This is a genomic window from Corynebacterium flavescens, from assembly GCF_008693105.1.
Lineage (GTDB): Bacteria > Actinomycetota > Actinomycetes > Mycobacteriales > Mycobacteriaceae > Corynebacterium > Corynebacterium flavescens.
In genome coordinates, this window is record NZ_VXKK01000042.1 from 233,026 (window position 1) to 257,061 (window position 24,036).

Here is a 24,036-nt window from a genome sequence, read left to right on the forward strand (position 1 = left end):
ATTCCCAACCTACCTGGCGTTAAGGGGGATCTCGGCGGCGACGCTGAAGCCGCCATCAGCGGCCGGCAGGGCGCTGAATGCTCCGCCCACGGTGCGCACGCGGGCTGACATTCCCTCAATGCCGGAGCCGCCGCCATGCTCAGGAGGGCGAAGGGAACCTGCTGCGGCCGGGCCGTTATCGACCTTGAGCTGCGCCCAATTCTTCCCTTCATGCTGCGTGCCGTGCAGTGCGACGAGGACCTTTGCCCCGGGGGCGTGGCGCGAGGCATTGGAGAGGCACTCCTGAAGTACGCGCTGCAAGACCACCCCGGCGGTCTCGTTGATGTGGGCTACATCGGCGTCGATAACCCAGCTGATGTCCATCCCGGCGCGGCGGGCGGCGGCTAGCGTCGGTTCGATCTGATCCGCGCCCACCGGGGTCATTGCGCCCTCCTCCGCGTCGCTGCGCAGCACGCCGAGCAGCTCACGGACCTGGTTGAGCGCCTCGCGGGCGGTGGAGGAAAGGGAATCGAACTCCGCGTGGATGGCCGGGGTCACTCCCTGCAGGCGGTAGGGCGCGGACTGCGCCTGGACCACGATCATCGACATCTGGTGGGCAACCACGTCGTGGAGATCGCGGCTGAGCCGGTTGCGTTCCTCGGCCATGACGCGCAACTGGGATTCCTCGCTCGCCCGGCTGGACTCGAGGCGCAAACTCGCGCGCGAGGCCAGCAGCCAGCGCAGCAGGAGGAAGAATATGGACCAGACAATCACGCCGACTACCCAGCCGGCGCGGACTTCTGCAGGGTTGAAGGCCATCAGCGCCGTCGAGCCGAGCACCGCAGCCACGGCGACCTTATCCGAGGCCTTGACTATCGCGACGCCAAGGGTAAAGGCCAGCGCCAAGTGAAAGGCAACCGGCCATCCCAGGGCAAAGTCGGGGTTGTCGCGGAAAGGCACACATACTAGGCAGCTTAGGGCAACGAATGCCCAGGAGCGCCCGGGCCAGCGCAGCGCGGTGAGAACCGGCCAGGTCCCCGTCGCCGCCAGCAGCGGAATTATCGCCAGGTGAATGTTGTGGGAGACAAGGGTGTGGGTCTGAAAGGAGGTAGGCCAGGCCACCGCGTAGAGGGCGACGGCAGTGCTCAGGAGCAGGATCGTAGTGGCGTTGAAGCGGAATCCATCTCTGAGCTTGATAAAAAGACTATCTGTGGGGGCCATGGGTCTCACTCTAGTAAGCAAGCGCCGTAGATAAATCCCTCCTGAGAGGGATTCTCACGGAGGGTTGTCGCTCTTAGGTTCCTGGTCCATGTTCGGATTTCAGAAGCTTAGTTCTCTTTTCATCGCTGCAGGCCTAGTCCTAGGGTTGCAGGCTCCTGCGGCTAACGCAGTTGCACCAACCGGCGAGGCGGTCACCGTCGCTGCAGCCTTGGCAGCCGGTAGCACCAGCATCGAGTTCTCCCCGCAGCTGGTGGCGCAGCTGGGTTACCGGCCCACCAGCGGGGCGGGTCTGCCCGAGAACCCCACGGGATCGTGCTCCTCCCCAGTGGCACTGCCCGCCTCCTTCGAGCCCGCCTGCCGCGTGCACGATTTGGGCTACGACCTGCTGCGGGTGGCCCACCGCAACGGCGAGTACATCCCCCAGGAGATTCGGCGTGACCTCGACAGCCAGCTAGAACGGCAGATGGGTAGGACGTGTCAGAGCGAGGGGTGCCGCTTCATGGCCTCGGCAGCGCACGTGGCGGTGGGGCTTAATAGCGCACGCCAAGGCTACGGTGCCCCAGTCGAGGAAAAGTGGCTGGCATGGCTGCCGTGGTGAGGAGAGTCCTCTGCGCCTTGATACTTCTAGCCGTGATTCTTCCCGTTTATGCCTGGTACGGCTTCGAAACCTCCCCGCGTGACGTACTCACAGAGCCCAGCTCCGAGGGAGCGCTTCGAATCTTTGGGGACTACCCGCGAGTAGATCCCGATGTAGCTGCCAGGGAGACCGTCGACGCGCTGGTCAAGGCAGGCGGTTTGGATATGAAAGTGCTCTTCGTCGCCCTTCCCACAGGTTCGGGCTGGGTGGACCCGGCGCAGGTCGAGGCCATAGAGGACTGGGCAGGCAACGATGTCGCGTCGGTGTCGGTGCGCTATGCCCGTGTTCCCTCCGCTGTCGCCTTTACGCTGCGTCCGGGTTTGGCCACGGAATCGGCGCAGGCGCTTTTCAGGGAGCTTTCCTCCCGTCTAGCGGCGCGGGATCCTGAGCATCTGCCTGCAGTGGTGGTCTATGGTCAAAGCCTCGGGGCCAAAGCTGGGGTAGCGGCACTCGCAACCTCCACTCTGCCGGTATCCGCGCAACTGTGGCAGGGCAGACCCGGAGCACTCCGCCACCGCGAAACTGGACCCTGCGTGGTCGATATCAGCAATCGCGATGATCCTGTAGCTCAGTTGAGTTGGGATCTCGTCCGGCATCCCGTCCGAGCTATCCGCGTGTTGAATGCGCTGCCGGGTTCCTCCTCAGCAGCGCCGGGCACCGCGCATTCTTATCGTCCTGTACTTCCCCCGTCGCAGTGCCTAGGCGGTGTTAAGGCCTAGCCGCAACGGACGATGGGCTGCGGATCGTAGACGGTGGTGTTGGTCTCGCGGGAGATTTCACGCCCGGAGAGATCCCGGATGATGCGGGTATCAGAGGTGGTGAATCCGGGGGCGCCGCTAGAGGGCGAACAATCCTTCGTCACGGACATGACCTTGGGCTCGGTATTTGCCCAGCGCCCGTTGTTGATGGACTCAACCTCGACGGTCTTTACTCCCTTGAAACGCACGGTGATGTTTCCGCCCCCGAAGCTGGTTTCAATGCGCACCGGGTAGTTCGAGGTGTTCTTGAACTGCAGGTCGATGGCGCCCTCGTAGACCGTGGCCTCACGGCCGGCCGGGTAGCGAGAGATGTAATAGGAGTGCGGGGTGTGCGTCACGTCCTGCATGCCCGCGAAGTAGGAGGCGTTGTACAAGGTAGTGGCGAATTGGGAGATGCCGCCACCGACGGCGTTGCCCGCGTGTCCGTCGATGATGATGCCGGATTCCACGTAGCCTTGCGCGGTTCCGCGCGGGCCGGTGAAGCCATTGAGGGAGAAGGTCTCGCCGGGGTTGACCACAGCGCCGTTGACCTTCTCGGCCACGAGGCGGATGTTCTCGCCGGAGGGGCCGGAGAAACCGCCGGTGCTGAACTCGCCGATGGTCTGATCGAAGGTGGATTTTTCCGCATCCTCCGTGGTGAACTCCGCCGGGTCGGGGCGGTAGTCGGCGTCCCAGGTGCGGTCGTCGCCGCGCACGCGCTTATCAAGCTCGTGCAGGGTCTTGTCCCAGTCAATGACCTCGCCGTCCTTGGAAGGCGTGACGCTCTTCGAATCGCCGGCAAAGGAGACCTTGGCGTTGACGCCTGGCACGTCGGCGCCGTTCATGCGCTCGGTGAAAAGCTCGCGGGCGCGCTCGCGATCGACCACGAGACCCAGCTTGCCGTCCTTGGCCTCGATGGAGACGAATTGGGAGATCTCCGGCTTATTCAGCACTCCAGTGACGTCGTTTTTGCCGTGGATGGTCAGCGGGTTATCCAGTGCCTTGGCGGCCTCGCCGGTGCGCATCGCTTCAATAGCGACGTCGTTAATAGCGGGTTCTACCTCCACCGGGTCCACCGTAACGCCGGCTGGGTCGAGCCAGTCTGCGGCGACCTTTTCTTGCAAGTTCTGCTCATCCACCGTTTGCCCGAGGATGGGGGCGGTGACCTTGAGCTCGCCGTTGTTGAGCTCCAGGTTGCCGTCGGTCGGCGCGGTGCTCAAGCCCTCGCGCACGTGCTGCAGGGAGGAGTTCAGCGCGGCCTGGTCCACGTCGACGGTGACGGGGATTTCCTGCGGCGCTTCAAAGAAGCTATACAGGCGCGTGAAGGGGTTATAGGAGGCATCATCGATGGCATCCACGGCGGCCTGGAAGTTGAGCACCAGGCCTGAGTCCGCCGGCAGTAGCTCGGTCGAGAGATCGCCAGAGCGCACGGTCACGGGCTTGTTTTCCACCCCACCGAGCTCGGTGGCGAGCTTGTCGACGGCCGCCGTGCGTTCCATGTTCGAGATATCAACGCCGCCCACCGAGGTGGCACGGGGAACCTTGCCCTGATTGGTGGCAACGTCCCAGATATAAACAACGGCCGCGATCAGCACAAGTCCGGCCAGCACGCCGGCAGCTACCAGCCAGGCCTTATTGCTACGTTTAGCTAGATGCTTTTCCACGCACTAAGACTAACGCCCTCACCGGCTCTTTTACTAGTTGGGCGTGGCGGCGGCGACGCGATCGACGGCGGAGGCGAAGGTTTCGGGGTCAATAGTGCCGGAGGTGACGGCGGAATCCACGGCGTCGATAATCGCGTCAATATCCTCATCCGTGGACCACAGCGGCATGTCGGCGCCCGCGGCGATCGCTGCCACCACGGATTCCTCGATGCTCAGTGAGTTGGTGATTGACGCCATTCCACCCAGGTCATCGGTGTAAATCACACCATTAAAGTGCAAGAAATCGCGTGCGAGTTCATAGGCGGCCGGGTTGATGGAGGCCGCAGTATGACCATCCCCTAAGCCGGGAACCTCCAGGTGCCCCATCATCAGGGCAGCTTCTGGGGCGGCGGGAACCGCCTCGGCGAAGGGGATGAACTCGTGCCCATAGAGCTGGTCGAGTGGCGGGGTTATCGCCTCGGCCACGTGGGTATCGCCCGAGGCCCGGCCGTGGCCCGGGAAGTGTTTGAATACCGCCTTGACACCCGCCGATTGCAATCCCCGTGCGAAGGCCGCGCCATACTCGCCCGCGGCGGCGGGATCAGTAGAAAAGGAACGGTCCCCCACGACCTCGAGGCCGTTGCCATCGACGTCGAGCACGGGCGCAAAGTCCACGTTGATGCCGTGCGCATGAAGGCTAGTGCCAATCTCAGCGCCGATGGCCTCGACCTGTTCCGGGGTGTTGTGCGCGGCCATCTCCTGCGGCGAGGGGTAGTCACCCAGGATCTCCGAGAAGCGCTGCACTCGCCCGCCCTCAAAGTCGATGGAAACCTCGAAATCGTGGCCCACCTCAGCGCGCAGGGCCGCCAGGTTCTGGCCCCCTTCACCCAGCAGCGCGGGATCCGCCCAGCTGGGGATGAAGATTCCACCCACCCCGGCGCGCAGCTTGTGCAAGGCATCCGCGTAGTCACGGGCCGGGGGCATCAACAAGGAGGCCGCCTGCGCGCGCTGATCTTGGACGGGGGCCACTTGCGTTTCCGCAGGTGCAGAGGTCGTCATAGTGGCCGGCCTCTGCGGTTCCTGGCTATCCGTCGCGCACGCGCTGAGGGCGCCTGCGGCGAGAAGGGAGACTACAAGGCTCGAAAGAATCGGAAGGCTACGGCTGGAAATCATGGCTACCAGTGTGCCTCACATCCCCCATTCGCCCCGAAACCCGGTCTATCATGGACGCCATGAGTAACGGCGAGACCATGCTGATAGCCTATGACGGCTCCGAACGCGCGGACCGCGCCATGGAGTATGCCGCGCGGCTGCTGCGCCCCGACACGGTGGAGATACTCACCGCCTGGGAGCCAGCTGCGCGCCAAGCCGCCCGCGCGGTGGGTCGCACCGGAATGCACCCCACCATCGCGGTCCCAGAAAACGTCGAGGATGACGCCGCCTATCAAGAGGCGGTGGGCATCTGCCGCCAGGGCATCGCCGTGGCTGAGGGGTTGGGCCTGGCCGGGCGCGCGCACCTCGTGGAATCAGTCACCACCATTGCCTCCGCTATTGTTGACGCCGCGCACGAGCTCGACGTCGACGTCATCGTCACCGGTACCCGCGCCTTGAGCGGCTTCCGCGCCTGGTGGACCAGTTCCACCGCAGAGCAGATCGTGCGTAACTCCGGGCTGCCCGTATTCATCGTCCCTCAAGATAGTGACGAAGACACAGCCACAGACTCTGACGCAGAAGAACCCGAGTATTTCTAATTAGCTGCTAGTATCTGGGTCTATGGCACTCGAAACCGATTCATTGAACAAGCGCACCCTCGGCCCCGCCGTGGGCAGCGCTGTGGTCGGCATCGCGCTCGGCGTCGTCACCATCATCGGAATCGCCCAGTTCTCGGGCTCAGATGCCGTGCCGCAGGGCAACGCCGTTCCCGCAGATCAGGCGGTCATGGGCGGACCCGAGTACGGCTCGCGCGAGTAGTCCCCCTCCCTCCCAGTTGATGCCCCGAAACTCCCGCGGGTGGCGCAGACTCTCCATCGCTTTCCTCGCCCTAGTTGTTGTGCTGCAACCCTGGGGCAAGGTCGCCGCGGACACCAAGCTCGATCTGGTGGCCAACCCGGCTGGCTTCCTCGCCGGCGCCTTCACCATCTACAGCGATAATTTCCCGCTGGGACAGCTCCAGAATCAGGCCTACGGTTATCTCTTTCCGCAGGGTCCTTTCTTCTTGTTGCTGGATCCGCTCCCGGACTGGATTGCCCAGCGTCTGTGGTGGTTTGTGGTGCTCGTCGTTGGATTCTGCGGCTTTCAGCGCCTCACGCAGGCACTAGGAATGCGGGGATTGTGGCCCACGGTAGCTGCGCTACTTTTTGCGCTTTCTCCCCGCGCGCTGACCACGTTGACGGCGATATCTTCTGAGACCTGGCCGGTGATGCTCGCCCCGTGGGTCATCCTGCCTTTCCTACGCGAGAGACTGGATTGGCGCAGCGCCGCCGCAGCAGTCATCCCCGTGGCGTGCATGGGCGCGGTCAACGCCACCGCCACCATCGCTGCCTGTCTGCCCGCGGCCCTCATCCTGATCTATCGCCGCGCCTGGCGGCCCGGGGTTATTTGGCTGGCCGGTTGCGCCGCGGTCAGCGCATGGTGGCTTGTGCCGCTGTTCATCCTGGGGCGCTACTCGCCGCCCTTCACGGAGTTCATCGAGTCCTCCTATGTCACCACCCGGTGGCTCAACCTGCCGGAGATTCTGCGCGGAACAACCAGCTGGGCGCCCTTCGTCGATACCGAGCGGGTTGCCGGTAACGCACTAGCCACGCAGCCGGTGTTTATCCTGGTCACCATGGCCGTGGCCGCCATCGGCATCTACGGGCTGGCCAAGCTCCCGCGGGTATGGGCGCTCATGGCGCTCGTCGGCATCGCGATCCTTGGCACTCACGCGACGTGGTATCTCGACGCGCTGGACGGGCCGCTGGCGGCGCTGCGCAACCTGCATAAATTCGATCCGCTGGTGCGCATTCCCCTGCTCCTGGGTTTTGCCCGGGCCCTGGCGGGAATAGATCTGCCACGAACTCTGCACCCGAGCCGGCGTCAGGCCGTGGGAGTGGCGGTCATCCTCCTCGTTGTCAGCGCACTCGCCCCTGCGCTAAGCGGGCGCCTCTTGCCGCGCGGAGCTTATGAGAAGGTGCCGGAGTATTGGCATCAGGCGGCGGATTTTATCAACGCGAATGCCCAGGGAACGCGCACGCTTATCTATCCGCCGGCCTCCTTTGCCCGCCAGGACTGGGGCTGGACCCGCGACGAGCCGGCGCAACCTCTCCTCGAGGTTCCCTGGGCCGTGCGGGATGCCATCCCTTTGGTCCCGCCGGAGGCCATTCGCGGGCTCGATGGCGTCATGGATACCCTCGAGCAGGATCCCTCCTCTGCTTCCCGGGTGCTGGCCCGGCTGGGCATCGGCGCCATTATCCTGCGCCACGATCTGGAGAACTCCGGGAGTAGTCATGAACCTAACGCGGCAGACTTCGGCGGGCAGGTCCACACCTTCGGCGAGGTCGACGTGGTCACTTTGAATAATGACTCCATGGCGCTGAGTGAATCCGCGCCGCTCCGTGTCGCAGGCGGCGGCGAGTCTTTGGCCTTCCTCGATGCTGTAGCGGGGCCTGCTGTGCGCGAGTTGGTCGACAGCGACGCCCAGATTGTCACGGATACCCCCACCTTGAGCGACCGCAATTATGGCACCCTCGACGGCGGGCTCTCTGCCCCGCTGGCCACGGATGATCCCTCCACGGTGCACAACCGGCTGCGGGACTATCCCTCGAGCGGCCCATTGAGCGTCGTTGAGTCCACCGGGGCGCAGGTTGTGGCCTCGTCCTCGGCGGCGGATGCCAATGCCTTCGGTGGCGCGCAGCCGCGCCAGTCCGTCACCGCGGCAGTCGACGGGGAGAACTCCACCTCGTGGTGGCCGGCCCCCGGCGATACCGGGTGGATTGAGCTGCGCGGGCACTTTTCCTCGCCGCGCCTGAACATCATGGCCACCTCGCAGACCACCGTGACGGTGCGTTCGGGTTCGGCCGCCGTCGAGGTCGAGCTCGAGCCCTATCATTCCGAGCAGGTGCGGGTGCCCGGGGGAGACACCGAGGCCATTCGCGTCGAGCTGAGCGAGCGCGTTGGTATTGCCAACCTGGAGGTGGAAGGCACTCCCATCGAGCGCGTGCTCACCGTGCCGGATACCTCACCCAACGTGCAACAGTTCTTCTTCCAGCAGATCTTCCAGGACTCGCGAGTGCTCATCCGCGATTTCACCGCCCCACGCCCCATGGAAGTTAAGGTGGACTCGCCCAAGCCCGTGCTTGTCGACGGCGTCTTACACCACCCCGGCGATACCCTCGAGCTTTCCCCTGGCCAGCACCGCGTGCGCAGCACCGGCGCCTGGGTTTCCCTCCAGTCAACCTCTTGGTCACCGCCGCAGGATTATCGGCTTTCTGGCCCCGAGATCGCGGCCGCCGATAGCCCGCGCCTGCTGGTTACCGGGCGCGCCTTCAACGAGGGCTTGCAAGGTTTCCTCGGGGACACCCCGCTGGTGGCCCGCGAAGTCGATGCCGCGACTCAGGCCTTTGAGATTCCGGCGGGGCAGGCGGGAACCTTCCGCATGTCTTTCGTGGCGCAGCCGTGGTATTTCGCGGCCCTCGTATTCGGCGGGGCGCTGGGGCTTCTAACGCTAGGTCTATGTCTGCTTTCCCTGCGCCGGCGCAGCGGCTGGTGGCAGCCGACACAGGGCTCTAGAGGCCTAGTCGCCCTCGTGGTTCTCGCACTACTGGGCTGGCAAGCCCTTGTCGCCGGGCTGTGTGCCTGGGCCATCGTGCGTTGGACCACCATCCCCGCCCCCGCCCTGGCCGGAGGGCTCGTGGCTATCGCAGGCGCGATGCTGGCCCGCGCGCCCTGGCCCAGCGGCTCTTATGCGGGGGACTCGGATCTCTTGTTGTGGCTGTGCGCGGCGGCGCTGGCGTGCCTGGAATATCCAACGCCGGCCAGGCGCCTCAATAAGGACATAGCTCACGGCAGCAACCACTACGCTGCCCGCCACCGTAAGCACGAGCACGAGGACAAAATCGGCGACCTGGCCGCTAAAGAGCGGGATACCCGCGAGCGGGAAGACGAGCGATAGCACTGCAACGTGCCATAAAAACAGCGAATAAGACCAACGCCCTAGGCCTAAGACAAAGGGATGGGCATAAAGCGAGGTTTCCCGTGGAACCAACGCCACGGGCACCACGACGCACATTCCAAAGACCGCGCCGACGACGATGCGCTGCGCAAACTCTTGGGGCTCTGGGTGGACAAGGCCACGCGGGCCGAACCACTCCCGGCTGGCCAGCGATACGCATCCGGCGGCGAGCAACCACCACAGCCAGCGCCAGCTAAATACCTTGCGTGCCCAGCGCGGGAGGTGCCCCTCGCATTCGGCGGCGACCATCCCCACGACGAACCACAAGGTATAGGCAGGCGGCCAGATCTGCGAGTTGACCTGGTCGGAATCATAATCGGCCACAAAGGGCAGGAAGGCCCAGCCCAGGCTCAGAATCCCGGCGGTGACTAAGACCGCTATGCGCTGGCCACGGGTGCGCCCAGCCAGCGCCCACGCCAGCAGGGGAAGCACGAGGTAGAAGGAAAACTCCACGCACAGCGACCACAGGTGCGTAAGCCCAGGGGCGAGCCCATCCTTGACATAAATCTGCGTCGCCGTGAGGTTGCTGAGGACTTGGCCGGGGGAGGCGGTGTGGGCTTCGGGAAGCAGGGCCAAGACCACGCACACGCACGCGAGATAGGCCGGGGCGAGGCGCGCCACGCGGGAGAAGAAGTACTCGCCGGGGGCGTGCAGGCCACGACGGCGCCACAGCAAAAAGGCGCTGAGCGCGAAGAATACCGCAACGAAGTAATCGAAGCGCTCCGTTATCCCCCACCCGATTCCGGTCTGGAAGGACACGTGAGTCACAATGATTCCCACAGCCGCGACCGCGCGTAACCCATCAAGTTCAGGGAGATGCTGCGGTACGCTCAGCTGAGTAGCCCTGTGCGTCACGCCTACTCCTTCTGCTCGCCTTGGCCGTGCCCGGAAACTGATTGGACATAATACTGCAATGAAGCGATTGCCTAGTTCTCGCTCGCCCCTGACCTGGGTGGTCGTCGCCGCGATCCTTTCGCTGCTCTTGGGCTCCATTGTGCCGCCACTGTATATCAACCACTCGCGGCCCCTGCCGGTAGACCAAGACTTCTCCGTCGAATCCGCCCCCGCCACTGGGCCCGTGCTCGATGTCGATGCCTATTCTCAGCGCGCGGTGCCAGAGACCAACCGCGCTGAGGAAGGCTGCGGCGCCGACAGTTCCAAGCTGCACTGCTATATCACCGAATCAGACATCACCGTGACCCGGCAGATGCGCAGTCAGAGCACCGATTTTCCCGGCGCGGAGAAGAAGTCCGTGGCCGCGACCAGCTCTGATGTGAGTTTTCAGGTGAGCGGAAGGACTCTCCTCGAGACCAGCGAGGAGGCCTTCCTCAACCGCGAATCCGCCTACCCCATGCCGGGTGAGAATAACTCCCAGCACGTGGACGGCGCGCTTTTTGCCTCCGGATTTGAGCAAGACGCCTTCGAGCGCGATGGATTGAACTACTTCTTCCCCTCCGCCACGGAGCAGCGTTCCTATGCCTACTTCGACAGCCTGACCCAGCGCGCCGACCCCATTGACTACCGCACCAAAGAGACGCTCGAGTCCATCCCCACCTACGTCTATCACCAGGATATTGCGCCGACCTCACTTCCTGAGGCGTTGAACGGGGCTGGCCCTGCCACCCTGCGCGGGCCCGCGCGAGACTTCTACTCCCCGGATTCCCTCGCCCGCTACAGCCTTGGCGCCGCGGATTCTGTGGTGCTCGAGCCCTATTACACGGTCTCGCGCGAGGTCTGGGTTGAGCCGACCACCGGCACTGTCCTCAACGCAGATGAGAAGCTCTCCATCTTTTATGCCACCGATGCGAAACAGGCCAAGGATATGGCCGCGGCACAAGACACCGCGCAGCGCTCGCTGCTCAGCGTGGACATGACTTTCTCCGATGACTCCCGCGCGCAGAGGCATTCCACGGTGGCGCCGCTCATCACCACAATCAAGGTTCTCAGCCTTCTCGGTTGGGCGGGCAAGGCGCTCGGCATGGTGCTGCTGGGCGTAGCCGCCTTCATCTTCGTGCGCCGCCACCGTGCGCGCGGATAAGGCGCTCCTCCTGGCGTGGGGGTTGATCCTCGTCGCCGCTGTGGGCTGGCCTTTTCTCCTGCCGGGCGAATACCTGTGGCGGGACATGGCCCTGCTCCACGATCCCGCGCTCACCCCTGGCGCGCTCGGCTCCGGCGCGCTGCCCGCCCGCAACGTTCCGCAGGACGCACTCTTGGCGCTGGCCGGCGGCCCGTGGATCGCGCGGGTGCTCATCCTGGGGGCCGCGGGATGCGCCGCCGCGACGGCCGCTTTATGGGCCGCCTCACCGTGGACTGCGGCGGGAGCGATGGCCTGCGCTGTTGCCAATCCCTTCGTCATCGAGCGCTTGCTGCAGGGCCAGTGGTCCCTGGCCATAGCCGCCTGGCTGCTGCCCGTTATCGCCTACTGCGGGCTGCGCGGGCACGAACGCAGCGCCTGGCTGGCCATGTGCGTGGCCTCGATTACTCCCACCGGCGCGGTATTCGCCGTGCTCACCGCACTCTTCTGTGCCCGCACCAGAGTAGGGCTCGCGGGCCTAGTTCTGTGGCTGCCTTGGGCCATTCCCGGGATTATGCAGGCTCAGACGGGGAGTGTAACGGGATCTGCGCGGACAGCCGTCGAGGCTTTCTCTCCCCACGCCGAGCATCTCGTCGGCACGGCTGGCGCACTCATCGGGCTCGGCGGAATCTGGAATAGCCAGGCCGTGCCCGATTCCCGCACCGCCGGCTTCGCGCTGGCAGGTTTGGGCGTCGCGGCGCTGGCAGTGCTGGGTGCCTTCCGTCTGGTGCGGCGCGAGGCCCAGCGTCTCGGCGCGCTGGCTCTCATGGGCATGGGCGCTGCGCTGGCACTGTGGCTTTGTCCTGGAGTGGCCGTCTGGCTGGTGGAAAATGTTCCTGGCGCCGGCCTAGTGCGAGACTCTCAGAAACTGGTCATGCTGGCCATTCCGCTCTACGTGGCCGGGTTGGGCGCGCTGCCACGCGGCTTCGCCCCGCTGGCTTTGGCGTGTACGCTGCTGCAAAACGTTGATGCGCCGCGTGCACTTGGCGTGCTCGCCCCTACCGATACCGGGGTGGACCGCGCACTGGTCGCAGAGATCGATGACCGCACCGCCCTTTTTGTGGACCGGCCCTACCTCGTTGAGGTGACGGCTGCTGATGGCACACGCGGGGTAGCCATTGACCCCTATTCCAAGGTGACTGCGCAGCTGAGTTCTGGGCAGCTGAGCGTCGACGGCGACGTCGTAGACCAGGCAGCACCCGCCTACCTCGCCGCGCTGGCTGCCTGGGATGAGCGTGACATGGCGCAATTGGAGAAGCTAGGCGTCGGCGTGGTGGTCTTAGATGGACGGATCGTGGCAAGCACTCCCGCCCCGCCGCCTGCGCTGCCGTGGGCACCTATGGCTGGGTGGCTTATTTCCCCGCTCTTGGCACTAGTTCTCCGAGGAGCTCCTCGAAGCGCCTGCCCGTTAACTCCCAAGAAAAGGTAGCCGCGAAGGCGCGGGCTGCCTCGCCCAAGCGCTTGCGGCGCCGAGTATCCCGCAGCAGGCGCGCGGTGGCCTCCACGAACTCGCTTTCCCGCGCGACTAATACTCCCGTCTCTCCATCGATGACGCTATCGCGCAAGCCGAACTTATAGCCGATGGTGGGGACGCCGTGCTGGGCAGCCTCCATGACGGCCAAGCCCCAGCCTTCCTTGCGCGAGGGCATGAGGTGGGCATCGGCCCGCGCGAGCAGCGCGTGCTTATAGTCCTCCGTCACCTGACCGCGGAAGCGCACCCTCTCGCTGACACCATGTTGTTCGGCGTACTCACGCAGGTGCGATTCCCACCAGCCGGATCCGATGACATCAAGCACCGCGCCAGGAGTATGGGCCACGGTATCCATGGCGTGCTCAATCTGCTTGTGCGGCACCAGCCGCGACAGCGTCACTAGGTGTAGCTGCGCCTCGCGCTCGAGCACGGGGACATGCTCCGGGATTGGGTCGAGGCCGTTTTCGATGATGTGGGCGCCGCTCACCCCAAGCTTCTCCAGATCTGCAGCGCTGGCTTGGGAGACCGTGACATAAGGGCTGCCACGATAAACGCGCGGAGCCACCCGCGATTCCAGGAACCACCCCAGCCGCGCCAGCACGGGCCCAGCCACCGGCCACTGATCCTGATGGCAGTGATGGGTGAGCAAGACCGTGGGCACCCCGGAGACGAGGCGCGCGAAGAAGGGGATGCCGTTTTGCGTGTCGACGACAACATCGACTCCCTTGGCATCCCCGATGCCGCAGCGGCCTGCCAGCATGAACAGCCACGCGCGCGGATAGACGCTGAACTTCGCGCCGGCGCGTGAGTACAGCACTCCCCCGCGCTTCTCGCGGCGGGCAGCATTCATGTGCTTGGCGCTGCGAAAGACCACCTCGTGGCCTTGGGCGGCGAGGTACTCGCCAACGCGCTCGAGGTAGCGCTCCGAGCCACCGCCCTGCGGGTGGGTGGAATCGCGCCAGCACAGTAAGAGAATTTTCATGTCGAAGCACTAGCCTAGTGCCTTATGAGACAAACCCGTATCTTCGCTACTTTTCGCCGTTCTTGGCGGCTGCTGCGGTCATTTCGCTTCGAGCAGACTCGCCCGGACATCTTCTACGGCGGCTTGGCTGAGGATACTGCGGATCTGGTCACCGCGCTGGGCCGGGACTACGGGGTAGGTCTAGACGGTGCGCGCGTACTCGATGTGGGGGGCGGGCCAGGCTACTTCGCAGCGGCCTTCGCGCGGCGTGGGGCGCGCTACTTTGGGCTCGAGCCTGATGCGGGAGAGATGTCGGCGGCCGGGATAAAGCTGGCGAATTCAGTGCGCGGGGATGGCACCCGCCTGCCCTTCGCCGATGACGCCTTCGACGTTGTCTACTCTTCCAACGTGGCCGAGCACATCGCCGAGCCTTGGCGCATGGCCGATGAAATGGTGCGGGTTACGCGCCCAGGCGGGCTGGTCATAGTCAGCTACACGGTGTGGCTCGGCCCCTTCGGCGGGCACGAGACCGGGCTGTGGCAGCACTACGTCGGCGGCGAGTTCGCCCGGGATCGCTATACCCGCATTCACGGGCGGCAGCCGAAAAATGTCTTCGGTTCCTCGCTCTTCGCGGTTTCTGCCAAGGAGGGGCTGCGCTGGGCGCGCGCCCACAATGCCTGGGTTTTTCCGCGCTACCACCCACGCTGGGCGTGGTGGATAACGCGGGTGCCCGGCCTACGCGAGTTCTTGACCTCAAATCTCGTTATCGTAGTCCGGGCCTAGCCGGCGTTTAGGATGCGCTCTCGATGCGCTTTTTGAGCGCCTCGAACTGCTCCCATACCTCTGCAGGCACGCGTGGTCCGAGGAAGCGCAGGTACTCGTTGTTGTCTTCCACGTCCCCCGCCCAATCGGCCGGGTTGACTGCGAGTGCCTCGCGCAGGTCCTCGATATCGACGTCGAGGCCCTCGACGTCGATATCCTCGGCGCGAGCGGTGCTGCCCACAACGGTCTTCTCAGCCTCGACGTTGCCTTCGATGCGATCGACGATCCACTTGAGCACACGCGAGTTCTCACCGAAGCCCGGCCACAGGAAGCGACCGTCCTCACCACGGCGGAACCAGTTGACCAGGAAGATGGACGGCATCTTATCGCCACCGCGGGCGCCCATGTCGATCCAGTTCTGCAGGTAATCTCCCACGTTGTAGCCGATGAAGGGGAGCATGGCCATCGGGTCATGGCGCAGCGAGCCCACCTTAGCCTCGGCGGCAGCAGCGGTCTGGCCGGAGGCCAGCAGCGAGCCGATCATGGTGCCGTGGTTCCAGTCGAAGGCCTCGGTGACCAGCGGAACGGTATCGGGGCGACGGCCGCCGAAGAGGATGGCGTCGATCTTGACGCCGTGCCAGTCATCATATTCCGGCGCGGCGGTCGGGCACTGCGAGATCGGCACGCAGTAGCGGGAGTTCGGGTGTGCTGCCTTGGTGGAGGGGTTCGGAGTCCAGTCGGCACCGGTCCAGTCGATGAGGTGCGCAGGTGCCTCGCCGTCCATGCCTTCCCACCAGACATCGCCATCATCCGTCAGTGCCACGTTGGTGAACACGGTGTTGCCCGGCTCCATGGTCTTCATGGCGATGGGGTTGGAATCATAGCTGGTGCCAGGAGCGACGCCGAAGAAGCCATTCTCCGGGTTAACCGCGTAGAGACCGTCTTCGCGCAGATGGAGCCAAGCGATGTCGTCCCCGACAACCTGGGCCTTCCAGCCCGGAATGGTCGGCGTGATCATCGCGAGGTTGGTCTTGCCGCAGGCGGAGGGGAAAGCCGCAGCTACGTGGTATGCCTTGCCCTCCGGGCTAATCAGCTTGAGGATGAGCATGTGCTCAGCCATCCAGCCCTCTTCCCGTGCCATGACGGAGGCAATACGCAGCGCGTAGCACTTCTTGGCCAGGATGGCGTTTCCGCCGTAACCAGAACCGTAGGACCAGATCTCCTTAGTATCGGGGAACTGGGTGATGTACTTGGTGTCATTGCACGGCCAGGCCACGTCTTCTTGACCGGGCTCGAGCGGAGCACCCACGGAGTGTAGCGCGGGAACGAAAGCACCGTTGTCCCCGATCTTCTCCAGAGCCTCGGCGCCCATGCGGGTCATAATCCGCATGGAGAGCACGACGTAGGCCGAGTCCGTCAGCTGAACGCCCAGCTTGGGGTCCGGATCGCTGATGGGCCCCATACAGAAGGGAACAACATACATGGTGCGCCCACGCATGGAGCCACGGAAGGCCTCGGTCATCTCGGCCTTCATGGCAGCAGGCGGCGCCCAGTTATTGGTGGGGCCGGCGTCTTCCTCCAGCTCCGAGCAGATGAAGGTGCGCGATTCCACGCGAGCCACATCGGAGGGGTTGGAACGTGCCAAGTAGGAGTTGGGGCGCTTTTCCTCATTCAGCTTGATGAGGGTGCCCTTTTCTACGAGCTCCGCGGCGAGGCGGTCTGCCTCTTCCTGGGACCCGTCGACAAAGACCACCTTATCCGGCTGAAACAGCTCCACGTTCTCTTCAATCCACGCGATGAGCTTTTCATTGTTGGTCGGCAACGAGCCGACGAGGCCCTGAATGGTGGCGGTCATTAAATAGTCTCCTGGTTTTAGACAAGCTTTAAACAACGGTGCTGAAGAAATTACTTTCCATCACTAGCGTAACGTGCCGTTGATGTATTTATCCGTATTTCTCGACACACCGGTTATATCCACCCCGTTAACCGCCCCTTAACCGGCCACATACTGCTGTGAGATAGAACATAGCGCACATTTTGCCCCCCATTTCGGGGGCTAATTAGGTGCGGAATAGGGCTTCCGTAGCGTGATATTGGCACCCCCATCGCGGCCACTGGTTATACCCAGATGCTAGACCAAGACGGCTATTCGGCGCGTCACTTTGTCGATATCGCAGGTTAAGTGAACAATAGACGCCAATGGATACTAATAATTACGAAGCCAGCACCCCCAACCGCGGCGCCGGCGAGATGCCACCCGGGCGCCCCCCGCAGACCGATTTCAATGCGGAGTTCTCCAACGATCTGGACTACCCGCGCCTGGGCAGCGTCACCTTCCGTCGCGGCACCCTCACCGAAAACCAGAATGCGCTCTTCGAGGAGAACTGGCCGCGCCTAGGCCGCCTGCTGGGAGACGAACTCGTAGACATCGATGAGTGGTTCGGCCGCCCCGGCGCGCCCACCATCGTCGAGATTGGCTCCGGCACCGGCACCTCCACCGCAGCCATGGCGCCTCTAGAGGCAGAGAAGAACATCGTCGCCGTCGAGCTCTATAAGCCGGGACTGGCCAAGCTGCTCGGCCAGGTCGTGCGCGAGGACATCTCCAATATCCGGATGATTCGTGGCGATGGCATCGAGGTTATGGTGCGCATGTTCGCACCCGCATCCCTGGACGGCATCCGCGTCTTCTTCCCCGACCCTTGGCCCAAGGTTCGTCACCACAAGCGCCGGATTATCCAGTCGGGTACGCTCAATCTTTTCGCCTCACGCCTCAAACCCGGCGGGGTTGTGCACGTTGCCACCGATCACGCCGGCTATGCCGAGTGGATAGATGAGCTGGTCAACGTCGAGCCCAGCCTGGAGTACAAGGGCCACTTGTGGCCTGGGTGCCCGCAGCTGGTGGACCGCCAGGTCATCACCAAGTTCGAGGGCAAGGGGCTAGAAAAGGAGCACGTGATCACCGAGTATCTATGGGAGAAGAAGTAAATGAGCGGTACTTATCTCTTGGTGTGGGATGCACCAAATATGGACATGGGCCTCGGAGCGATCCTGGGTGGGCGCCCCACCGCGGCTTTTCGCCCGCGCTTTGATGCCATCGGGCGCTGGTTCGTAGAGATCGCCTTGCTCCACGACGCCACTCCGCAGGCCGCCGTGTTCACCAACGTCGCCCCCGGTGGCGCGGACTCGATCCGCCCCTGGGTCGAGGCCATCCGCAACGTCGGCTTCGCCGTCTTTGCCAAGCCCAAGCTGCACGAGGACGACGATGTCGACCCCGACATGATCCGCTACATCGAAGACAATCGGGACAGTCTCGATGGCGTCGTCGTGGCCTCTGCCGACGGACAGAACTTCCAGCCACTGTTGGAGGAGCTCGCCGCCGAAGGCAAGGCCGTCTGCGTTCTTGGCTTCCACGAGCACGCCTCCTGGGCGCTCAATGATCCGGCGCTCGAGTTCGTCGACTTGGAAGACGTCGAGGGTGTCTTCCGCGAGCCGCTCCCGCGCATCAACCTCGATAACCTGCCGGAAGGTGGCGCCTGGCTGCAGCCTTTCCGCCCGCTTGCGGAGCTGCTCAACCACCGCTAGGAGGCCACATGTTTTTCAACTGGGGACGCTTTTCTTATAGACACCGCAAGCTCATCCCGCTGGTGGTCATCGGCATCATCGCGCTGCTCTTCCTCGGCTTCGGCTCCCGGCTAGGGGAACGCATGAGCCAGGAGGGCTGGGAGGACCCGGGTGCGGCTTCGACAAGCGCGGCCACCATCGAGCACGAGGTCTTTGGCCGCGACAACAGCGGCGATGTCATCGTGCTCTTTAGCGATCCGGACGAGCACTTCGCCGCCGCGCAGGCCTACCTGGCCGGCCTCAAGGAGCAATACCCGGATCAGATTGCCTCCGTCACGAGCTACTTCGATTCCCGCAACCCGAACCTCATCAACGCCGATCGCACCACCGCCTTCGCCGCCATCGGCCTCAAGGGCGATGCCGAGCAGACGCTCAAGGACTTCCGCATCATCGAGGACTCGCTGCGCGCGACGGATATCCCGGTCCAGGTGGCCGGTGCCACCGCCGTCGCCGACTCCCTCGACGAGGGCATGGCCAATGACATCTCCCGCGCGGAAAAAGCAGCCCTGCCCCTGGTAGGCCTTCTCCTCCTCGTCGTATTCGGCTCCGTCGTCGCGGCCTTCATGCCTTTAGTAGTCGGCGGACTATCGATCCTCGGCTCCCTCGGTATCCTCTCCATCCTGGCCGGATTCCTGCAGGTCAACGTCTTTGCACAGGCCGTCGTCACGCTGCTTGGCCTAGGCCTAGCCATCGACTACGGCCTCTTTATGGTCTCGCGCTTCCGCGAGGAGCTCGACAAGGGCAGATCCCCTCAAGACGCCGTCGCCATCACCACCGCGACGGCCGGGCAGACCGTCGTCTTCTCAGCCGCCATGGTGGCCGTCGCCCTCTCCGGCCTCTTCATCTTCCCGCAGGCCTTCCTCAAGTCGGTGGCCTATGGCTCCATTTCCGCGGTCGGCTTGGCCGCCCTGCTCTCAGTAACGGTGCTGCCCGCGCTCTTTGGAATGCTGGGCACAAACATCGACAAGTGGTCGGTACGCAAGACCTCGCGGCGCGCGCGGCGCATCCAGGACACCTGGTGGTACCGCCTGCCACAGTGGGCCATGCGCCGTGCCAAGCTCATGACCATGGCCATCTGCGGCGGGCTATTGTTGCTGACCCTGCCCATCCTCGGGGTCACATTCGGCGGCATCAACGAGACTTATCTGCCGCCCACCAATGAGACGCGCACCGCCCAGGCCGAGTTCAACGAGCAATTCCCCTCCTTCCGCACCGAGCCGGTCAAGCTCGTCGTGGAAAACGCCACGAATCAGCAGCTGGTGGACGTCTATATGCAGGTCCGTGACTTGGACGGGCTCACGGAACCGATGGCGCCGACCACCGCCACCAAGGACGGCACCACCGTGTTATCCGCCGGCATCGCCGAGCGCGAGGATTACACCAGGATCGTCCATGAGCTCGAGCAGGTCGAGGCCCCCGAGGGCGTTAACCTCTACGTCGGCGGCACCCCGGCCATGGAGGTGGAATCCCTCGATGCGCTCTTCCACAAGCTGCCGTGGATGGCGCTGTACGTAGTCCTGGCCACCTTCTTACTCATGGCCGTGGTCTTCGGCTCCTTCATCCTGCCCATCAAGGCCATCTTGATGACGCTGCTCACCGTCGGCGCAACCCTGGGCATCCTCACGCTCATGTTCGTCGACGGCCTCGGCGGCGGGCTGCTCAGCTTCTCCCCCGGCCCGCTCATGAGCCCGATCCTGGTGCTCATCATCGCCATCATCTACGGCCTCTCCACGGACTACGAGGTCTTCTTGGTCTCCCGCATGGTCGAGGCCCGCAAGCGCGGGGCCAGCACGGATGAGGCCATCGCCTCCGGCACCGCGCATACCGGCGGCATCATCACCGCCGCGGCGCTCATCATGATCGTGGTAGCCGGCGCCTTCGGCTTCTCCGAGATCGTCATGATGAAGTACATCGCCTTCGGCATGATTTTTGCCCTGCTTATCGACGCCACCATCGTGCGTATGCTCCTCGTCCCCGCCGTCATGCACCTCCTGCGCGAGGACAACTGGTGGGCACCGCGCTTCGTGCACCGCCTGAGCGAAAGGCTCGGTCACGGCGAGAGCAACCAAGAATCCGACGCCGACGATGCTTCTGCCGTGCGCGGCTCCCGCAACGCCGAGACGGACGAGGAGCTGATCCCCTTCAACGAGCTCCTTTCCCGCTTGGAAAAGGACCGCTAGATGAAGTGGCTGCAGCTCATTGCCTCCCTCGTCGTCCTCGCGGTCCTAGGCTGGGCCTTTCGGGATGAGTTGGACTTTCTCAAGGATGGCCTGAGCACCCTGCGCCACGCCGATCCCTGGGGAATCCTCGTCGTCGTCCTCACCACGGCGGGCGCCATCACCGCGATGAGTGAGGTCATGCGCCTGCTCATCCGCTCTGGCGGCGTCAACGTCCCCCTGCGTGAGACGTCTGCGGTGACCTTGGCTTCCAATTCCTGGTCCACCACCCTGCCGGCCGGCCCGGCCTTCTCCGCCGTGTTGACCTTCAACGTGCAGCGCGGATGGGGCTGTTCCGTCATGCTCTGCGGCTGGTTCTTCGTGCTCTCCTCCGCCATCTCTACGATGTGGCTGGTCATGATTGGCCTGGCCGGTGTGCTCTTCCTCAACGCGGATATGGCTCTCTGGTCCCTGGTAAGCACCCTGCTGCTCATGCTGGGTCTGTCCGCCGCCCTGTTTTGGCTGACCAATAATCCGCGCCGCGTCGAGGCCTGGCTCAATCACCAGCGTCTGCTCAAGGGCACAAAGCGCGAGGCAGTGATTAAACAGGTCCGCAACCTCGAAGAGGTGCACGTTAACCGCTACGAGTTCTCCCGCGTACTGGTTTTCTCGCTGCTCCATCGCTTGCTCGACATGGTTTCGCTCTGGGCCTGCGTATGGGCCATCACCGGCGATATCCCGGCCCTGCGCGCGGGTGAGGATCAGACCACCACCGCCGGCATCGCCATTGCCTACCTCACTGCCAAGCTTGCCGGCTCGGCACAGGTCACCCCCGCCGGGCTGGGCACAGTGGAGGCCGCCATCATCGCCACCCTCGTCGCCATGGGCATGACCGCAGTCGACGCCACCGGCGCGGCGATCATCTACCGCCTCATTTCCTTCGCCGCGGTCACCGCCGTGGGGTGGGTTGTCTACTTCCTGCACTACGCTCGCAAGGGAATGACCTATGCTGCTCTTAGTCGAAAGGAAACCTGATAGATCATGCGCATTGCCCCAGTAATCGATATTCTCGCCCTCGTCATCTTCGCCATCGCCGCCCGCCTCGCGCACGGCGGGTTGAGCCTGACAAGCTTCATCGACGCCTTTTGGCCCTGGACCGTGGGAGCGCTTCTCGGCTGGGTCATCATCTTGTTGCTGCCACCACGCGGCAAGTGGGCCGAGGGAATAATAGTCTGGGTCAGCGCCATCATCGGCGGCATGGCCCTGTGGGTGCTCGTCAACGGGCGCCTGCCACACTGGAGCTTCCTCATCGTGGCCACCACCATGTCAGCGCTCTTCCTCTTTGGCTGGCGTGCCTTCGACCGCAAGAAGCCCGCGGCAGCTGCCCTATAGCACCCCTCCCAACCCCTACTGAAGCTCAGGGTTCTGTTTATTAAGACCCCGAATTAAGCGGTGGCCTGGTTGGTTTTGAGAATTTGTCCTACCCTGCCGTACGTAATTCCAAGAAGATAGGCAATATCTCGGTAGTTATACCCGCTATCGGCAAGCTGCCGAGCTTGCTGGGACATGCGTGCAAGCTCTCGGGCTTCGCCTTTCCGTATGACTGCAAGCTGGTCCCGGGTTGCCTGGGCTTGCTGCTCGGCTTCGCCAACGATCTCTAGGTGGATTATTGCCGTTTCGGGCGAACCGCTAAGCTCCGGGAAAAGGGTAAGCGCATCGCGGACTTCATCCTGGATTTGATCAAGTCGGCGAGCCTGAATGATGACACCGGGGTCTTCTTCGAGTTGTGCGACCCACCACTTCTCTCCGCGCTCAACGCGTGCGGTAAATGAATTCATGCGCTATTTCTCCATTCCGATTTGCTTGTAAATTTTGCGGGCCATGAGATCATCGATTTCATTGTGTCTCCCCACTGTGGTGTACCTATCACCGACCCAGATTCGAGTGTGATTGCGACCTTCTTTAAGGGTGAGGGTCTGTCCGGTCCGTTTAGCGTAGGATGCGATATTTTTGAGTATGTCTTTTCTTTTGACCACAATGCTAGTATATCGCGCTATACACCTTCAAGTATATAGCGCTATACGTACGCGAGATCTGTAGTTCAAGGCACTTATACAACACCGTGCGCCCCAAAACAGCGGGCAGGTCCAAGTTTGGCAAGTCTCCCCCGTGTTTCTCAATAGTGTGCCAAGCGCTTTTCAGGAATTTTTCGTAGGCCGACGCCAATTCTGTCAACGGGCGTTTCCCAGTCTCGATGTCACTGATCCTCGCCGGGGCGCACCCTAAATGTTCCGCTACGACCACCTGGGTGAGCTGCTTCGCGATCCGTAGTGCTTTCAGCTCATCCCGGCGAAGATCCCTGGGTTGTGGCGTACTGCGCTTTGTACAGATCACGCGGTAGACCTCTCTGATGATGGCTCGCTTGAGGCAGCGAATAATCTCCTTTTCCGTCATGGTTCGTCCCGGGTTTAATGGAGGGTAGGAAATTGGAAAAGGAAACCCTCATATGCCTGTCAAGTACACTGACTTACTCAAGCAGCGCGTTGTAGAGCTTGTCATCCACGCCCAAGCCGATCCCGCTACCGCCCACAAAAGCAATTGTCCGGTTCATCGACACATATCGTGAAGATTTCGGGGTCGAGCCACTCATCCGCACGCCGGCCACCACCAGCGCGAAGATTGCCCTGAGCACGTACTACGCTTTCACATCACGGTCACCGACAGCCAGATCGATTCGCCGACCGGCAGCTTAGCGAAGCACTCCACCGCCTCTACGCGGAGAACTATTCCTGTTACGGCGCCCGGAAGATGTGGGCAGAGATCAACCGTGAAAATACTCTCGGTCATCTCGCCCGCTGCACCGTCGAACGGCTCATGTCCGCCGAGGGACTTTAAAGGGATCACCCGGAGGAAAAAGCGCCCATCGACCTGCAGCGCAGACGCTAAGGACTGGCCCGGGATGTGTTGGATATGGCGTTGTCTGCACGACTTCGCGCTGGTGAGGACATCTTCGGGCTTGATCCACCGTTCGGAACGTGGAGTGCAGTATCGCTCGGTCGTCTACGGAGAGGCCCTAGTAGAGTCGAAGGTTGTAAGCTTCAGTCGGTTCCCGGGGTGACTCCTTAAGACAACGCGATGGCAGATGCGTTGAATTCGCTGTTCAAGGCCGAGCTGATCGACCGGCGGACCTGGTCATCATTGGCTGATGCTCTCATGGCATCGTCGAAATGGATCGGGTGGTACAACAATCGTCGTTTGCACTCCTCATTGGGCTACCGCCCACCGCGGGAAGTCCACCAAGAATGGAACATGCTTCAGGCTCACGCGGCCTGATCAACAACGAAAATGACCCGCTACAAAACCCCGGGGCTTGACAGTGTGGTGACTTATAAGTTCAGCACCCAGGGAGGCTTTTCGGTTGTAAGACATACGCAATGAGGTCAAGTCCTTTTGAGTGGTGTATCCGCCAGCGGTTGACTCAGCGATGAACTGACCGCTGACGGAACAGGATTCCTTACGCCACCAGAGCCTCCTGACCGTCACCGACAACGACGCCGACGCCGTC

22 protein-coding genes and 3 pseudogenes are annotated in these 24,036 nt (G+C 63.2%); 15 read left to right on the forward strand and 10 right to left on the reverse strand.

Translation table 11 applies throughout. From position 1 onward, the window contains the following. Positions 1 to 9: 9 nt before the first annotated feature. Positions 10 to 1,200, reverse strand: a complete 1,191-nt coding sequence (locus F4V60_RS11250) for a sensor histidine kinase (protein WP_084559212.1) — start codon at positions 1,198 to 1,200, stop codon at positions 10 to 12. Between the two features lie 88 nt (positions 1,201 to 1,288). On the opposite strand from F4V60_RS11250, the gene F4V60_RS11255 reads away from it, so the two are divergent. Both F4V60_RS11255 and F4V60_RS11260 read left to right on the forward strand, forming a co-directional pair. Further along, entirely contained in the window at positions 1,289 to 1,798 is a 510-nt protein-coding gene (locus F4V60_RS11255; protein ID WP_075730663.1) for a phospholipase A2 family protein, read from the forward strand. A gap of 32 nt (positions 1,799 to 1,830) precedes the next feature. After that, on the forward strand, positions 1,831 to 2,556 hold the full coding sequence (locus F4V60_RS11260; RefSeq protein ID WP_075730664.1) for an alpha/beta-hydrolase family protein: 726 nt from the start codon (positions 1,831 to 1,833) through the stop codon (positions 2,554 to 2,556). Here F4V60_RS11260 and F4V60_RS11265 read toward each other — a convergent pair. Beyond that, entirely contained in the window at positions 2,553 to 4,238 is a 1,686-nt protein-coding gene (locus tag F4V60_RS11265; protein ID WP_075730665.1) for a VanW family protein, read from the reverse strand. The genes F4V60_RS11260 and F4V60_RS11265 overlap by 4 nt on opposite strands. Before the next feature lie 33 nt (positions 4,239 to 4,271). Next, positions 4,272 to 5,390: a glycoside hydrolase family 3 N-terminal domain-containing protein gene (locus F4V60_RS11270; RefSeq protein WP_084559214.1), complete on the reverse strand. Its 1,119-nt coding sequence runs from the start codon at positions 5,388 to 5,390 to the stop codon at positions 4,272 to 4,274. A gap of 59 nt (positions 5,391 to 5,449) precedes the next feature. Here F4V60_RS11270 and F4V60_RS11275 point away from each other — a divergent pair, with 59 nt between their 5' ends. From F4V60_RS11275 to F4V60_RS13030, 3 genes are read left to right on the forward strand one after another with little or no spacing between them, the layout of a single operon-like run. Continuing rightward, entirely contained in the window at positions 5,450 to 5,968 is a 519-nt protein-coding gene (locus tag F4V60_RS11275) for a universal stress protein (RefSeq protein WP_075730666.1), read from the forward strand. Between the two features lie 22 nt (positions 5,969 to 5,990). Continuing rightward, entirely contained in the window at positions 5,991 to 6,188 is a 198-nt protein-coding gene (locus F4V60_RS11280) for a DUF2613 domain-containing protein (protein ID WP_075730667.1), read from the forward strand. A 19-nt stretch (positions 6,189 to 6,207) separates the two neighbouring features. Then, positions 6,208 to 9,366, forward strand: coding sequence for an alpha-(1->3)-arabinofuranosyltransferase domain-containing protein (locus F4V60_RS13030; protein WP_084559215.1), 3,159 nt, complete (start codon positions 6,208 to 6,210; stop codon positions 9,364 to 9,366). Here the strand turns inward: F4V60_RS13030 and F4V60_RS12635 are convergent. Next, positions 9,322 to 10,419, reverse strand: a pseudogene (locus tag F4V60_RS12635) (acyltransferase family protein); the annotation flags it as partial. The gene F4V60_RS13030 and the pseudogene F4V60_RS12635 overlap by 45 nt on opposite strands. Here F4V60_RS12635 and F4V60_RS11295 point away from each other — a divergent pair. Together F4V60_RS11295 and F4V60_RS11300 are read left to right on the forward strand one after the other, a co-directional pair. After that, positions 10,340 to 11,464 carry a PorA family protein gene (locus F4V60_RS11295; RefSeq protein ID WP_075730668.1) on the forward strand — a complete coding sequence of 375 codons (1,125 nt, stop codon included), beginning with the start codon at positions 10,340 to 10,342 and terminating at the stop codon, positions 11,462 to 11,464. The pseudogene F4V60_RS12635 and the gene F4V60_RS11295 overlap by 80 nt on opposite strands. Next, positions 11,451 to 12,929, forward strand: a complete 1,479-nt coding sequence (locus F4V60_RS11300; RefSeq protein WP_075730669.1) for an MmpA family trehalose lipid delivery protein — start codon at positions 11,451 to 11,453, stop codon at positions 12,927 to 12,929. Before F4V60_RS11295 ends, F4V60_RS11300 begins: the two co-directional genes overlap by 14 nt. Here the strand turns inward: F4V60_RS11300 and F4V60_RS11305 are convergent. Continuing rightward, entirely contained in the window at positions 12,853 to 13,953 is a 1,101-nt protein-coding gene (locus F4V60_RS11305) for a glycosyltransferase family 4 protein (RefSeq protein WP_075730670.1), read from the reverse strand. The two genes, F4V60_RS11300 and F4V60_RS11305, sit on opposite strands and share 77 nt — an antisense overlap. 24 nt (positions 13,954 to 13,977) lie before the next feature. Here F4V60_RS11305 and F4V60_RS11310 point away from each other — a divergent pair, with 24 nt between their 5' ends. Further along, the gene (locus F4V60_RS11310; RefSeq protein ID WP_075730671.1) at positions 13,978 to 14,715 is read left to right on the forward strand and encodes a class I SAM-dependent methyltransferase; all 738 of its coding nucleotides are present in this window, start codon (positions 13,978 to 13,980) and stop codon (positions 14,713 to 14,715) included. A 7-nt stretch (positions 14,716 to 14,722) separates the two neighbouring features. Here F4V60_RS11310 and F4V60_RS11315 read toward each other — a convergent pair whose 3' ends face one another. Beyond that, positions 14,723 to 16,549 (reverse strand): phosphoenolpyruvate carboxykinase (GTP), encoded by a 1,827-nt coding sequence (locus F4V60_RS11315; RefSeq protein ID WP_075730672.1) that lies wholly within the window; start codon positions 16,547 to 16,549, stop codon positions 14,723 to 14,725. Positions 16,550 to 16,893: 344 nt separating this feature from the next. Between F4V60_RS11315 and trmB the strand changes: the two genes are divergently transcribed. Genes trmB through F4V60_RS11340 form a run of 5 tightly spaced genes read left to right on the forward strand, consistent with a single transcriptional unit; the run spans position 16,894 to position 21,863 of the window. Next, positions 16,894 to 17,679 carry a tRNA (guanosine(46)-N7)-methyltransferase TrmB gene (trmB, locus tag F4V60_RS11320; protein ID WP_075730673.1) on the forward strand — a complete coding sequence of 262 codons (786 nt, stop codon included), beginning with the start codon at positions 16,894 to 16,896 and terminating at the stop codon, positions 17,677 to 17,679. After that, a complete protein-coding gene (locus tag F4V60_RS11325; RefSeq protein ID WP_075730674.1) occupies positions 17,680 to 18,276 on the forward strand; it encodes an NYN domain-containing protein in 597 nt (198 codons plus the stop codon). 8 nt (positions 18,277 to 18,284) lie between these two features. Then, entirely contained in the window at positions 18,285 to 20,495 is a 2,211-nt protein-coding gene (locus F4V60_RS11330) for an MMPL family transporter (RefSeq protein ID WP_075730675.1), read from the forward strand. Beyond that, positions 20,496 to 21,506: a lysylphosphatidylglycerol synthase transmembrane domain-containing protein gene (locus F4V60_RS11335; RefSeq protein WP_075730676.1), complete on the forward strand. Its 1,011-nt coding sequence runs from the start codon at positions 20,496 to 20,498 to the stop codon at positions 21,504 to 21,506. 6 nt (positions 21,507 to 21,512) lie between these two features. Next, positions 21,513 to 21,863: a DUF3054 domain-containing protein gene (locus tag F4V60_RS11340; protein WP_075730677.1), complete on the forward strand. Its 351-nt coding sequence runs from the start codon at positions 21,513 to 21,515 to the stop codon at positions 21,861 to 21,863. A 53-nt stretch (positions 21,864 to 21,916) separates the two neighbouring features. On the opposite strand, the gene F4V60_RS11345 is transcribed toward F4V60_RS11340, so the two are convergent. From F4V60_RS11345 to F4V60_RS12840, 4 genes and pseudogenes are all read right to left on the reverse strand, one after another. After that, positions 21,917 to 22,309, reverse strand: a complete 393-nt coding sequence (locus F4V60_RS11345) for a hypothetical protein (RefSeq protein ID WP_075730678.1) — start codon at positions 22,307 to 22,309, stop codon at positions 21,917 to 21,919. Positions 22,310 to 22,511: 202 nt separating this feature from the next. Further along, positions 22,512 to 22,925 (reverse strand): annotated as a pseudogene (locus tag F4V60_RS12835) (helix-turn-helix domain-containing protein); the annotation flags it as partial. A 73-nt stretch (positions 22,926 to 22,998) separates the two neighbouring features. Then, positions 22,999 to 23,163: a hypothetical protein gene (locus F4V60_RS12570; protein WP_157105742.1), complete on the reverse strand. Its 165-nt coding sequence runs from the start codon at positions 23,161 to 23,163 to the stop codon at positions 22,999 to 23,001. An 11-nt stretch (positions 23,164 to 23,174) separates the two neighbouring features. Beyond that, positions 23,175 to 23,318, reverse strand: a complete 144-nt coding sequence (locus tag F4V60_RS12840) for a hypothetical protein (protein ID WP_232315931.1) — start codon at positions 23,316 to 23,318, stop codon at positions 23,175 to 23,177. Between F4V60_RS12840 and F4V60_RS13035 the strand changes: the two are divergent. Together F4V60_RS13035 and F4V60_RS13040 are read left to right on the forward strand one after the other, a co-directional pair. Continuing rightward, positions 23,271 to 23,366: pseudogene (locus F4V60_RS13035) on the forward strand (IS3 family transposase); the annotation flags it as partial. The gene F4V60_RS12840 and the pseudogene F4V60_RS13035 overlap by 48 nt on opposite strands. A 240-nt stretch (positions 23,367 to 23,606) precedes the next feature. Next, positions 23,607 to 23,804, forward strand: coding sequence for an integrase core domain-containing protein (locus tag F4V60_RS13040; protein WP_084559218.1), 198 nt, complete (start codon positions 23,607 to 23,609; stop codon positions 23,802 to 23,804). Positions 23,805 to 24,036 lie beyond the last annotated feature (232 nt).